Source organism: Solihabitans fulvus, assembly GCF_008386585.1.
GTDB lineage: Bacteria > Actinomycetota > Actinomycetes > Mycobacteriales > Pseudonocardiaceae > Solihabitans > Solihabitans fulvus.
Genome location: NZ_VUOB01000011.1, coordinates 1 through 13,341, shown reverse-complemented (window position 1 = coordinate 13,341; position 13,341 = coordinate 1). Strand labels below are relative to the sequence as shown.

General features: G+C 69.2%; 11 protein-coding genes. 5 read left to right on the top strand and 6 right to left on the bottom strand.

The features are described from left to right. The first annotated feature begins 197 nt into the window (after nt 1–197). From F0L68_RS07680 to F0L68_RS07665, 4 genes are all read left to right on the top strand, one after another. Entirely contained in the window at nt 198–1,178 is a 981-nt protein-coding gene (locus tag F0L68_RS07680; RefSeq protein ID WP_149848775.1) for a GNAT family N-acetyltransferase, read from the top strand. A gap of 199 nt (nt 1,179–1,377) precedes the next feature. Next, a complete protein-coding gene (ctaD, locus tag F0L68_RS07675) occupies nt 1,378–3,081 on the top strand; it encodes an aa3-type cytochrome oxidase subunit I (protein WP_149848774.1) in 1,704 nt (567 codons plus the stop codon). Nucleotides 3,082–3,132: 51 nt separating this feature from the next. Continuing rightward, nucleotides 3,133–4,080, top strand: a complete 948-nt coding sequence (locus F0L68_RS07670) for a leucine-rich repeat domain-containing protein (RefSeq protein WP_149848839.1) — start codon at nt 3,133–3,135, stop codon at nt 4,078–4,080. A gap of 242 nt (nt 4,081–4,322) precedes the next feature. After that, nucleotides 4,323–4,733: a hypothetical protein gene (locus F0L68_RS07665; protein WP_149848773.1), complete on the top strand. Its 411-nt coding sequence runs from the start codon at nt 4,323–4,325 to the stop codon at nt 4,731–4,733. Between the two features lie 58 nt (nt 4,734–4,791). Here the strand turns inward: F0L68_RS07665 and F0L68_RS07660 are convergent, their stop codons facing one another. The 6 genes from F0L68_RS07660 to F0L68_RS07635 all read right to left on the bottom strand — a co-directional run bounded on the left by F0L68_RS07660 (nt 4,792) and on the right by F0L68_RS07635 (nt 12,323). Then, nucleotides 4,792–7,353 carry a CHAT domain-containing protein gene (locus F0L68_RS07660; protein WP_149848772.1) on the bottom strand — a complete coding sequence of 854 codons (2,562 nt, stop codon included), beginning with the start codon at nt 7,351–7,353 and terminating at the stop codon, nt 4,792–4,794. 264 nt (nt 7,354–7,617) lie between these two features. Continuing rightward, nucleotides 7,618–7,821 (bottom strand): hypothetical protein, encoded by a 204-nt coding sequence (locus F0L68_RS07655; protein ID WP_149848771.1) that lies wholly within the window; start codon nt 7,819–7,821, stop codon nt 7,618–7,620. 535 nt (nt 7,822–8,356) lie between these two features. Further along, on the bottom strand, nt 8,357–8,971 hold the full coding sequence (locus F0L68_RS07650) for a GTP-binding protein (RefSeq protein ID WP_149848770.1): 615 nt from the start codon (nt 8,969–8,971) through the stop codon (nt 8,357–8,359). Continuing rightward, a complete protein-coding gene (locus F0L68_RS07645) occupies nt 8,955–9,413 on the bottom strand; it encodes a DUF742 domain-containing protein (protein WP_149848769.1) in 459 nt (152 codons plus the stop codon). Before F0L68_RS07645 ends, F0L68_RS07650 begins: the two co-directional genes overlap by 17 nt. Continuing rightward, complete coding sequence (locus F0L68_RS07640) at nt 9,410–9,835, bottom strand: roadblock/LC7 domain-containing protein (protein ID WP_149848768.1); 426 nt, start codon at nt 9,833–9,835, stop codon at nt 9,410–9,412. Before F0L68_RS07640 ends, F0L68_RS07645 begins: the two co-directional genes overlap by 4 nt. Further along, complete coding sequence (locus F0L68_RS07635; protein ID WP_223198580.1) at nt 9,825–12,323, bottom strand: sensor histidine kinase; 2,499 nt, start codon at nt 12,321–12,323, stop codon at nt 9,825–9,827. The genes F0L68_RS07640 and F0L68_RS07635 overlap by 11 nt, the downstream gene beginning before the upstream one ends. 609 nt (nt 12,324–12,932) lie before the next feature. On the opposite strand from F0L68_RS07635, the gene F0L68_RS07630 reads away from it, so the two are divergent. Then, a partial coding sequence (locus F0L68_RS07630) for a molybdopterin oxidoreductase family protein (RefSeq protein WP_149848838.1) occupies nt 12,933–13,341 on the top strand: 409 nt, incomplete at its 3' end.

The window sequence follows — 13,341 nt, the reverse complement described above, 5'->3', positions numbered from 1 at the left end:
CCCCGATCTTGTCGAGATCGGGCGAAGTGCCCTTGACAGGGCGATTTGGGGCTGCCTATGGTCCACCGCATCGAGTTGGTCGAGTTGAAGGGAGGCACCGACATGTTCCGCACTCACTGCCCGGCGCTTCCGAGTCGCCTCGCGTCAGCCAACTGACCGAGCCGGACGCGCCTCCGTGTCACTCCCCGGAGGAATCCTTGCTGTTTCGTCCCACGGTCGAGTCCGATCTCGACCGCGTTCTCACCTGCACCGTCACCGAGCCCATCAGCTGGGCGAAGCCTGACCGCTACCGCATCAACCTCGCCGACGGCGGCTACCGTCCGGAGAGGACCTGGATCGCCGAGGACGGCGACCGGATCTTGGCCCGCGCCGTCTGGTGGGGCTTCCCCGACGAGGAACACCCGCGCGCCCTGGACTGCGTCTACGTGCACGAGTCCGTCACCGATCGGGCCGGCCTCGCCGCCGAACTGCTCGACGCGGCGCACCGCGCCTTCCGCGAGCGGGGCGTGCCGGAACTGCCGGCTTTCCACATCTTCCTGCCCAACGGCTGGCGCGAGGACCCGGCCGTCGCCGCGGCCGTCGACTGGCGACGGGAGATCGCCGCACGCGTCGGCCTCACCGACGAGCTGGAACGGCTCCGGTTCGAGTGGACACCCGAGGTCGGCGTGCCGGCCGCCTCAGATCGGCTGGAGTTCCGGGCCGAGCCGGACGACGAGGTGATGGTGTCGGTGTTCCGCCGGATCGCCGTGGGCAGCCTGGATCACGCCACCCGCCGGGAACTCGCCACGATCGACGCCGAACGGCAGGCGCGCGACGACATGGGGATCTACCTGAGCATGCCCGGCGAGCGGGACTGGTGGCGGCTCGCTTACACACCGGACGGCCGGCTCGCCGGACTGGCCATCCCGTCGGCCAACGGCAGCGGCCCGGTGGTCGGCTATCTCGGCGTGCTGCCCGAGTTCCGCGGCCGGGGCTACGTCGATGACCTGCTCGGCGAGATCACCCGCAGCCTCGCCGAGGGCGGCGCGGAGCGCATCGCGGCCGACACCGACACCACCAACCTGCCGATGGCGGCGGCGTTCGAACGCGCCGGGTACCGCAACTTCGCGGTGCGCCTGGTGTTGTCCGAGTCAGTAGAGGCGTTGCCCGACGAGGTGTTGTCCGAGTCGGCGGAGTAGCCGTCCGCCGTCCCGCACCGACGCTCGGCACGGCCCTGAACACCCGGCCCCCTTCACCCGATCGAGTGAAGGGGGCCGGGTGGCTCTGTTGCCACGGCACCTCGACAGGTGGACCATGGATGCCCAATGACCCGCCCGCGGCGGTTCGCCGGCTGACGCGGTAGGTCGAGCCGCACCTCGGCGACGCGAGGAGGGTCGGATGAGCACGCTGTCCCCGACACCGATCGTTCCGCATCCGGGGGCGGCGCGGCGCAGACCCAAGGGCTCGGTGCTGCTCGGGCTGTTGCGCACCACGGATCCCAAGCAGATCGGGATCCTCTACCTCGTCACGTCGTTCGGCTTCTTCCTGGTCGGCGGCGCGATGGCGATGCTGATGCGGGCGGAACTGGCCCGCCCCGGCCTCCAGTTCCTGTCCCAGGAGCAGTACAACCAGCTGTTCACCATGCACGGCACGCTGATGCTGCTGCTGTACGCGACGCCGATCCTGTTCGGCTTCGCCAACTACATTCTGCCGCTTCAGATCGGCTCGCCCGACGTCGCGTTCCCCCGGCTGAACGCCTTCTCCTACTGGCTGTTCCTGTTCGGCGGGCTGATCGTCCTGTCCGGATTCCTGATGCCCGGCGGCGCGGCCGACTTCGGCTGGTTCGCCTACGCCCCGCTCAACGACATGGTGCACAGCCCCGGCCTCGGCGCCGACCTGTGGGCGACCGGCTTGATCGTCAGCGGCCTCGGCACCATTCTCGGCGCGGTCAACATGACCACCACGATCGTCTGCCTGCGCGCGCCAGGCATGACCATGTTCCGGATGCCCATCTTCACCTGGAACATCCTGGTGACCAGCATCCTGATCCTGTTGGCGTTCCCCATTCTCACCGCGGCGCTGATGGGCATGGAGGCCGACCGGCACCTCGGCGCGCACGCCTTCGACCCGGCCAACGGCGGCGTGATCCTCTGGCAGCACCTGTTCTGGTTCTTCGGCCATCCGGAGGTCTACATCGTCGCGTTGCCCTTCTTCGGCATCGTCTCGGAGATCTTCCCGGTGTTCAGCCGGAAACCGCTGTTCGGCTACAAGGGGCTGATCTTCGCCACGCTCTCGATCGGCGCGCTGTCCATCGCCGTGTGGGCGCACCACATGTACGCGACCGGCGCGGTGCTGCTGCCGTTCTTCTCGATCATGACGTTCCTGATCGCCGTGCCGACCGGCATCAAGTTCTTCAACTGGATCGGCACGATGTGGCGCGGCCAGCTGACGTTCGAGACCCCGATGCTGTTCAGCATCGGCTTCCTCGTCACGTTCCTGTTCGGCGGCCTGACCGGCGTGCTGCTTGCCGCGCCCGCCGTCGACTTCCACGTCTCGGACACGTACTTCGTGGTGGCGCACTTCCACTACGTGCTGTTCGGCACCATCGTGTTCGCCACGTACGCCGGCATCTACTTCTGGTTCCCCAAGATGACCGGCCGGATGATGAACGAGCCCCTTGGCAGGCTGCACTTCTGGACGACCTTCGTCGGGTTCCACACGACCTTCCTGGTGCAGCACTGGCTCGGCAACCAGGGCATGCCGCGCCGCTACGCGGACTACCTGCCGACCGACGGCTTCACCTTGCTGAACACGGTCTCCACGATCGGCTCGTTCGTGCTCGGCGCGTCGGTGATTCCTTTTATCTGGAACGTTTTCCGCAGCTACCGGTACGGCGACGTCGTCGAGGTGGACGACCCGTGGGGCTTCGGCAACTCGCTGGAGTGGGCGACCTCCTGCCCGCCGCCGAGGCACAACTTCACCGAGCTGCCAAGGATCCGTTCCGAGCGGCCCGCCTTCGACCTGCACTATCCGCACATGCTGGAGCGGACCCGGCAGGAAGCGGAGTCGTCGCTGCGCCTCGGGCGACACCGAAGCGACTGACCAGACCCCGGACGCGCGACACCGTCCACCCAGTACGGTCTTCGGGTGATCATGCCGGACCCCGACACGTCCACCCGCACCGAACTGTCGCTGCGCGACCACGGACTCACCGAGCTGCCACCGTGGTTGGGCGATCTCGGCGCGCTCAGGAGCCTCGACCTGGACGGCAACCGGCTCACCGCACTGCCCGACAGCATCGGTTCGCTCGGCCGGCTGCGGCACCTGACCATGTACCGCAACGAGCTGGCCGAGCTGCCGGACTCGTTGTGGCGGCTGACCGAACTGCGCTCGCTGAACCTCGCGGACAACCGGCTGACCGACGTGTCCGCGCAGCTCGGCCGCCTCACCCACCTGCACACCCTCGACCTCGGCCACAACGCGTTGACCGAGCTGCCCTCCGCGATCACCGAGCTGACCGGGCTGGACCGCTACCTGTACCTGAGCGACAACCGGCTCAGTTCAGTACCGGCGGCACTGTGCCGGCTGTCCCGACTCGGCTATCTCAACATCGCCGACAACCGGTTGGTCAGCCTGCCGGAGGAGCTGGGAGATCTGCGCGGCCTGCACGAACTTCGCTTGTACGACAACGCGATCGCCGAGCTGCCGCCGTCGATCGGCGAGCTGGGCCTGCTGCGCGAACTGCACCTGTGCAACAACGCGCTGACCGCGCTGCCGGACTCGATCGGCAGGCTTGGCCAGTTGCGCGAACTGGATCTTCGGGCCAACCGGGTCACCGGGCTGCCCGACTCGATCGGCGAACTCGGCAGGCTCAGCCGCCTCAGTCTGCGCGACAACGCGGTGACCGAACTGCCGGACTCCATCGGCACGTTGACCGGGCTCACGCACCTCGATCTGCGCAACAACCGGCTGCGGGACCTGCCGAGCGGCCTGAATTCCCTGCCAGCACTGGAGAAACTCGACCTCAGGTGGAACCGGGAGCTGCGCAGGCCGAACTGGCTGGCCGATCTGGCGAACCGTGACTGCGTGGTCCTGCTTTGAAACTCACCAACACCGGCCGCAGTGCGAAAGTGACCGCGCGGAAATCGCATAGTTGCTGCCAGGGCCCGGTTTTGTCGGTTGAGCTGCGTGGAAGTCCGTAACGGACAACGGTTTCGTGTCGATGCGGAGAGAGAGCCGCGTCGTCCGTCGAGGCAATCGAGGGAGCACCAGTGCGTCAACCCCTGTTACCCGGGTCGAACCGTGCGTCGACCGCGATCCCCATCAGGGTGGGCGAAAGGGGCATGATCATCGGATGTGTCGCCATGGTCGCCGTCGTCGTCTGGCTGACGATCTCGGTGGTCGGCGACGACGACTGCTTCACGCTGTCCGGCAGCGTGGCCCTCGCCTCCGGTTCGGCCAGGTCCACCGGCGAGGCCTGCGAGGGCGAGGGCAGCTACGGCGACATCCGCCAGGGCGCACCGGTCACCGTGTACGGCACCAAGGGAATCCCGGTGGCGAGCGGCATCCTCGGCAGGGGCACGGCGACGGGCCCGGCCGCGTCGGTGTCCTGCACCTTCGCCATCTCGGTCAGCGACGTACCCTACGGCTCGCCGCAATACCAGATCGAGGTGGCCAACCGAGGCAGGACGCAGGTGCGCGTCGAGGAGGCGGCCGAGGGCCACGTCACGGTGTCCCTCGGCGCGCGGGGATGACGGCGACGGCCGTCTCTCCTGTCAGTGCGCCAGAAACGCGCCCGGCTCGCCCGTCAGCTCACACACCACCGCAACCGAGACCCACGAACGGCCGGCGCAGCGGATCGGCCGCCACAGCCTCGGCGAGCGCGACGGCCGGGGACGCGCCGCTCGCCAGAGCGCGGTGGTAGTCGTCCATCGCGGCGGCGGCGGGTTCGTCGCCGACCCGACTCGTCGCCGCGACAACGGTGTTGGCCCCGCTGGCCAACAGCGCGCCCGCGAAGCCCAACGCCTCGTCCCCCGGCCGGATCCGGTTCAGCGCCAGCTCGCACGCGGCCAGCACGACCTGGCGCGGCGCGCGGCGCAGCCGGGCGGTCTCGTGCGCGAACAGGAAGCCGTCCACCAGTTCCAGCCGGGAGAACAGCGCGTTCTCCGGCTCGTGGGCGCCGTGCGCGGCGATGTGCGCCAGTTCCGCGCCGTCCAACGCGGCGAGCACCGTCTCGACCGTGGCGCTCTCGGCCGGCAGCTGCACGGCGGTTCGGTGGTGTGCGGCCAACTTGTCGATCTCGCCGACCGCCGCGTCCAGGCCGGGGCCGCGCACCAGCACGACGGCGCCGTTGCGCGGTCCGGCCGCGTGCTCCGCGTTCGTCGCGGCCAGCCACGCCGTCGCCGACGGCGCGACGACGGTCGGCCGCGAGCGCAGCGAGGGCAGCACGCCCCACGGAACCGCGTACAGCGCGCCGGTCGGCACGATCACCACGTCCCGGTCGCCGAGCAGCCCGGCAAGCGGCCGCAGCAGCTGGATGTCCAGCAGGTCGGCCTGGCGCTGCGCGGAGGCCGACACGACCTGCACCAGCATCTCCGGCAGGTGGTCAGGCGCGAGCGCGTCGAGGTCGGCGTGCAGTCTGCGCGCCTGCTCTGCCGCCTCGGTGGCCGAGCCGAGCCGCACCATCCGCACGCGTCCCTCGACGACCACGACCGCGACCATCGAGTCCCCCGAGGCGGCGAAGCTGACCAGCGCATGGCCGGCGAGCCGCCCGCTCACCTCGGCGATGCTGGCCACCGAACGGGAACGGCCCCAACGGTTGATGTGCCAGTCCATCCTGCGCGCCTCGCGCTGGCGCACCATGTACCTGGCGTTCAGCTCGGCGGTCGGGCCGCCGTCGAGGCGCGCCTGCTGGAGCGCGCGGCTGAGGTGCCGGATCTCCGCGATCCGCTCGGCCAGCTGCGGGTCCTCGGTGGCCGACACCGGTTCGTAGCGGTAGGTCTGCGCGCGGGTGCGTTCCAGCCAGTCGAACAGGCGGCGCGCGTCCGAGGCCGAACTGCCGCCGTCGAGCACGAGCTGCACGGCGAGTTCGCCGAGTTCGCGGCCGTGCAGGGCGGTGCCGGAGACCAGCTCCAGCCCGCCCATGCGGTCCCGGACGCGGTCCAGCTCGGTCAGCCCGGCCCGCGCCTGCCGCAGCGCGGCGCGCTGGTCGCCCTGGGCTACCGCCAGTTCGGCCTTGCACAGGCGCAGCAGCATCCGGTGGTCGATGGGGGTGATGCGGCGCGGCGCCGGCACACCACCGAGGAGGGCGTCCGCCTTGTCCGGACGCTTGCGGTGCAGTTCCATCCGGACGGCCAACAGGCGGGCAAGCGCGGCCTCATCGGGCAGCCGCAACGTGGCCAGTTGGTCGGCGATCCGCAGTGCCTTCGCGGGAAGGGATGCCGGCACCTTGCCCGTCACCAGTGCCTGCGTGGTGTCCACTCGGAGGCCGATCAGCGCGGCGATCGCGGCGTATGACTCGCTGCCTCGCCTGAGCAGCCGTCGGCGCGCCGACGCGGACATCCGTCGCGCCTTGCCAGGTTCGCCGTCCAGCAGGGCGGCTGCCGCGCGGAACAACTCGGCCTCGCCGAGGTCCTGGCCGATGCGCTGCTTGTACATCTCGGGAAGCACTTCGTCCAGATGCCTGCCGGCCTCGTCGGCGAGTCCGGCCATGAGCAGCGCCTCGGCCTGGTCCAGCCTGAGCCGGGACACCATGCCGGGGGCGAGATCCTTGTAGACCCGCTCGGCTTCGTCGTAGTTGCGCAACGCCTCGGGAACGTCACCGACGCGCTTCTCGAGATTGCCGAGGATGTGACTGGCGAAAGCCGCGCTCATCGGCAGCTTGTGTTGCACCGCAAGCGCGGTCGCCCTGTTGAGGTCCGGCCTCGCCGGGCCGGGACGGCCGAGGTAGGAGTACATCAGGCCCCTGCACACCAGGGACGCGATCAGTGCCTCGGTCAGTTTCGCCGGATCGTCCGTGCCGCCGGCGAGGCACTGTTCCTCGTGCTCGATGGCCGAGTCGAGTAGCGCGACGCTTTCCTCGTGACGGCCGGCCCGACCCACCAACACCGCGTGGTTGTGGTCGAGAAACCCCGTCAGCTCCGAGCGCACCAACCCGTCGGGAAGGTCCTGGATCTCCTGGCGCGCGACGTTGAGGCCGGCCATACCGTCGGCCATGCTGCCCGTCTCGCCCACTGACAACGCCAACGACAGCAGCAGGCGAATTCGCATTCGGCGCCACTCGATGTCGCTGTCTCCGGCCAGGTTGCGGTCTCTGGCAAGGTCGCTGTCTCCAGCAAGGCGCGCCGAGTCGAGCAGGCCGAGCGCGCGTCGCATGATGCGGATCGCTTCGGCTTGCTTGGCGGACGACGCAGCTTGCAGGGCTCGTCGATGCAGCTCGCGAGCCTGATCGGTCGCCTCCGCAACAGTGAGCGTTCCGCGAGTCTTGCGCCGCGCTCCGGTACGGACAGGCGCAGACACGCGTCTATGAGAGCACACAAGGCGTTTGAGTGTCGCCCGCCGGCCGGGGAATACCCGGTCGGCGGGCGCTCACGAGTCGATCAGCGCAGCCCCACGCCGCCGCTGAGACAGCTCGCGTCTTTAGACGCCCGGCATCGGGCCGCCGTCGGTCTTGTCGCCGTCACCGTCGCCGCCCGCGCTGAAGGACACGGCGGGCACGGCGGACTTGACCGAGGCCTTCGCCGACACGTCGGCGGCGGGAAGCTTGGCACCGTCGTCGCCGACGGTCAGGGCAAGTTCCTCGTTGAGGTCAACGACTGGAGTGCGTTCGTCAGTAGTACTCATGGTGTGTGATCCCCCTACTGTGTCTGCGTATCCGTGGGTGCACGCGGCATCCCTGGCCTACGACCTGGTCAGGGATGACTCCCCCCGAACCGGAACACGGGTGACGCTCGGTGATCAGCCGCGCGACTCCCGTCCGCGAACGGCCCAATAGTGACACAGATCCACGCACTAATGGAGCAAGTTTTCGTAACTCACCACTACCGTGGAAGTTCCTTGCCGATCAACGATCACGCAGAAGATCGTTTCCGTTACCGCGCGGATTGTCGGGCACCCGCCTCAAGCAGCACAGTCAGTGTTTGTGTTCACCCGGATGCAGCAGCCCAGCCGGGGTGTCTGGTTGATCACACTCACCCCGGCCCGCGCGGCGGTCAATTCGCCGGCACAGGCGCCCGGACTTTGCCGGCGCAATTTCTCGCACACCTGTTCGGTCGCCCTGAGTGGACCTACCTACGCGCGCCAGGTGCAATGTCGCACCGAGAAAGTTTGACACCTATAGCGAAAACCTCGCATACCGAATCATCGGCACCGCCATGACTCAGCGTAGGGCCGCGTCGACCTGACCTCGCCTGACTCGATGCAGCAACACCTGTTCGATCAGCGCCACCAGGGCCTCCTTCACCGACTCCCGCCCCCGCGCGTCGCACTCCACGATCGGCACGTTCTCGTCGATGCCCAACGCCTCGCGCACCTCCTCCAGCTCGAACCGGTCGGCGCCGTCGAACTGGTTCACCGCGAGCAGGAACGGCAGGTTCCGCTCCTCGAAGTAGTCCACCGCCGGATAGCAGTCCTCGATCCGCCTGGTGTCCGCCAGGATCACCGCGCCGAGCGCGCCCTCCGCGAGGTCGTCCCAGAGGAACGCGAACCGGTCCTGCCCCGGCGTGCCGAACAGGTACAGCACGAGCGACCTGTCCAGCGTGATCCTGCCGAAGTCGAACGCCACCGTCGTGGTGCTCTTGTCCGGCAGCTCCGAGGTGTTGTCCACGCCGACGGAGGCCTCGGTCATCGCCGCCTCGGTGGTCAGCGGCTCGATCTCGGAGATCGCCCCGATGAAGGTGGTCTTGCCGACGCCGAAACCGCCGCTCACGACGATCTTGACGGCAGAAGGGTAGGCCGGCTTCGGCAGCCCGCCGTGGTCAGAGCGCCCGGACAAGGTCCCTGATCCTCTCGATGACGTTGATCGGAAGCTCGGTGGACTCCCGGAAGGTCAACAGGTTTCCGGCGACGAGATCGGCGATGAGCACCCGCGCGACGCCAAGCGGCACCCCGACACCCGCGGCGATCTCCGCGACCGACTTCGGGGTCTGGCACAGCTCGACGATCCTACGGCCCTCGAACGCCAGCGGAGCCGACAGCGCCGAGGGCAGCGCGCCGACGAGCGTGTCGACCCGCAGGCCGTCGTGCAGCGGCCGCGTCCTGCCCCCGGTCACGATGAACGGCCGGACGAACGCGTCGGGCGACTCGCCCGTCTCGTCGTCCACCGTCTCGTCCACCGGCTCCTCGACCGTCGATGTCTCGTCGTAGGGCGCGAACCACGACCGCGCGCGGGACACCGGGATCATGCGCGGGTCGGGCAGGCGCGGCTCGTCGCTCATTCCGGCAGCGACCCTCGTAGCTCGGTGATCAGCGCGGGCGTCAGCACGCTGCCCGCACGCTCGACCAGCATCGCGATCTGGTAGCCGACCAGGCCGATATCGCAGTTGCTCTCGGCCAGCACACCGACGCAGCTCCCGTCGGCGATCATCGACACCAGCAGGAAACCCCGCCGCATCTCGATCATGATCAGCTTGAGGCCGTCGAAGTCGTAGGACCGCGACGCGCTGCGGCCGAGGCTCGCCATCCCGGACACCAGCGCGGCCAACCGGTCGGCCGAGGTGCGGTCGAAGCCCTCGGACATCGCGATCAGCAGGCCGTCCGAGGACACCGCCACCGCGTCCCGCACGCCGTCGGTGCTGCGCACGAAGTTGGCCAGCAGCCAGTTGAACGTGTGGCCATTGGTGTCGAGATCAACGGTCACGGGGACCCTCCTCGCGGACTCTGCGGGCATGCTGAGCGGTGGACGCCGGGTCGCCGGAGTCCCCTTCGGTCGTCTGGCTCTCGCCGCGCTGGTGGCCGCTGCGGAAGGCGGCGAGCGTGTTGCGGACCTCGCTCGGCGAGCGTTCCTCCATCGGCCGCTCCACCGCGGCCTGCCGGCTGACGGTCGGCTGCGGCTCGGCGCCCGCGCGAGAGCGGGGCTGCCGCTTCACCAGGCCGTTGCGGGTGCGCTCCTGGCCGCCGGGGCGTTGCGCGCCAGGCGACTCACCGTGCGCCGGGCCGGAACTCGCCGCAGGCTCCTGCGGGATCCGGCGCGGGCGTGCGGCGCCGTTGGCCGCGCCGGACCCGCCCTCGCCTCGGCTCTGCCGCCGCGCGGTCGCGCCGTCCGTCACGGGCAGCGAACCGGTCGACTCGACTCTGTCCACGCGAACCGGCCTCCTGAGGTCGCCGACGATCGGGCCGTCCACCACCGCCGAGGGTTGGGCCGTCGCGGCCCGCGCCGCGACGAGCTCCCGGCGTTCCGCCTTGCCCTGCCCCGGTTCCGCGCTGGGCACCGCGGCCGACGGGTCCGCGAGCAGGCTGCCAGGCAGCACCAGCTTGGCGGTGACTCCCGCCGCTGGCGACTCCGCCAACCGGACGTCGACGCCGAGCCGCTTGGCGAGCCGGCCGACCACGTAGTGCCCCAGGAAACGCGTTGGCGCGACCAGGAAGCTCTCCGCGCCGCTCAGCCTCCTGTTCGCGGCCTCGAGCTCGTCGGCCGACATGCCGACACCGTAGTCGATGATCGCCAGCAGATAGCTGGAACCCATCCGCCTGCCGTAGATCTCCACCTCGAGATCCGGCGGCGAGAAGGACAGCCCGTTCTCGATCAGCTCGGCGAACAGGTGCGCGACCTCGGTCACCACGGACCCGGTGATGAACGCGTCGTCCATGCGGCGCAACACGACCCGCCGGTAGTCCTCCACTTCGGACAGTGCCGCCCTGATCACGTCGGTGATCGGCAGCGGGGCCGCCCACCTGCGCGGGCTGGACTCCCCGACCAACACCAGCAGGCTCTCCGCGTTGCGGCGCATGCGGGTCGCGAGATGGTCAAGCTCGAACAGGTTCGCCAGCGCCGAGGGATCCAGCTCCTCGCGCTCGAAGTCGCTGATGAAGTTCAGCTGCCGGCGCACGAGGTTCTGGTTGCGGCGGCCGAGGTTCGCCAGCGACTCGGTGGTGTTGCGGCGCAGCACGGCCTGCTCGGAAGCCAGCGCGAACGCCGTGCTCTGCACCCGGTCGAGCGCCTCGGTGACCGAGCGGATCTCGTCGGTCGCCCTTGCCGGCACCAGCACCGGGGCGGGCGCCTCCGGTTCCTGCTCCGGCGACTGCTGAAGCTTCGCCACCGCCTCCGGCAGCCGGTGCGAGGCAACGTCGTTGGCCTCCTTGGACAACCACGCGAGCGGGCGGATGATCGACCGCGCGCTGCCGATGACCAGCGACACCTCGCCGAGCACGGCCAGCCCGGCGAGCAAGGCGAAGCCGAGCAGCTCCATGGTCGCCTGGCTCTGTAGGTCGCCCGCCCTGCGCCGGATGTCGTCGCCGACGGTCTGCTGCACGGTGCGCAACTGGTCGACGACCGTGGTCATCGCGGCCCACCAGGCCAACGGATCCACCCGTTCCAGGGTCTTCCCGTCGGCGCCGCCGAGGGCCGTCGCCTCGAACGTCGACGCCTGGGTCGCCGCCGTGGACCGCAGCGTGCCGTCCAGCCGCGCCTTCTGATCCCCCGTCGCCTCGCGCGCGTACTGACCGAGCGCGGACTGCTTGTTGGCGCGGATCTCGGTGAAGCGGAGGAACTCGTCCTGACCGAAGTGGCCGGCGGCGAAGACACCGTTGAGGAAGCCGCGTTCCTGGCCGGTCGCCTCCTTCGCGTCGCCGAGCGCGCCGAGCGCCTGGAGGTCGTGTCGCAGCTCGGGATCCTGCGCGAGGTCGAGGCCGACGTTGAGGACGTTCAACGCTGTGACGCCGTCGGTGTAGTACTTGAAGGTCGCCGCGCGGTCGGCGTGCCCCGCGTCGACGCCGCCGCGCACGCCGGCGAGCCCGTTGAGCTTGTCCAGCGCGGATCGCACCGCCACCGCGCCCGGCACGCTCTGGTCCGCGATGAGTCGGTCGAGCGCGGCCACCGCGTTGTCCGTCCTGCCGCGCTGCGTCTGCACGTCGGCGCGGAACCTGGTGTCCCCGGCGAGAAGTCCGTTGGTGAGGCCGCGTTCGCGTTGGACCTCGTGGATCAGGTCCTGCACGGTCAACGTCACCGACACGGCGTCGGAGGTGTCCGACGCGGCCTGGTAGCTGCGCACCCCGCTCAGGATCGTGGCGGTGAGCAGCGCGATCACGATGGCCAGCGACACCACCAGGATTCGGGACAGCTTGCCGGCGATGGTGCGCGGTCGGAGTAGCGAACCCGTCCCCCGCGCGCGAGCCGACCGACGCGGCACGGGAGCAACTTCACGATCATCTGTGTCTGACATGCCATCCCGCTGCGCACTCGATTGCCCGATTCCGTTGTCCTGTCCGGCATCCATCGCGAAAAGCATTCACCTGGCACCTGGGACAGCCCGACCGCAAAAGTCGGCATACCTGCCTGTTACGGGCGGACGAAACGCTGCCATGGGGGTCCGGAATCGGCAATAGGACGAACGAGTGAGGACGGCTCGCTGATCAATCACGGTCCGCCACATCCATTGCGGCAGACGCCGGATTTCCCCAGTTCAGCGAGATTGCCGCAGGTCCAGGGGCCGCTGGTGCTTACATGTACTGCGGGCGAACTTCATCGGAACTGGCGACTGACGTTCGTTGCCCGGCAACGTTGGACCGTGCTAACTTCCGTGACCGTTACGGGCGGACGCACGACACGGCCTCACCGTCACCGGAAGCCGTGTTTCGGTAGCGAGCCACAAATGTCGGACAGGCAACCACTTCGCTCTCTCGTCGAGTGTGGGGGCAGCATTTTCTGTTCGCCATCTGGTGCGAGAGCCACTGGACCACAAGTCCCAAGCCGACTGTGACAGGAGATGCGGATGGCCGCCGCTCCGGCTGTCCCGCCAATGGCGACGCCGGCCCACACCACCGCCGGGCAGGCGACGCCGACACACTGCCCGTACTGCGCGTTGCAGTGCGGGATGTCGGTGTCGCGCGAACTCGAGGTGTCGCCGAGGGACTTCCCGACCAGCCGGGGTGGGTTGTGTCAGAAGGGGTGGACGTCGGCTGAGGTGTTGTCCTCGCCGGGTCGGTTGACGACGCCGTTGTTGCGGGAGCGGCGGGACGAGCCGTTGCGGCCGGTGTCGTGGGATGTGGCGTTGGATTTCGTGGCTGGGCGGTTGGCGAGGTTGCGTGTCGAGCACGGGCCGGATTCGGTGGCGGTGTTCGGTGGTGGTGGGTTGACCAATGAGAAGGCGTATGTGTTGGGGAAGTTCGCGCGGGTGGCGTTGGGTACCGCGCAGATCGACTACAACG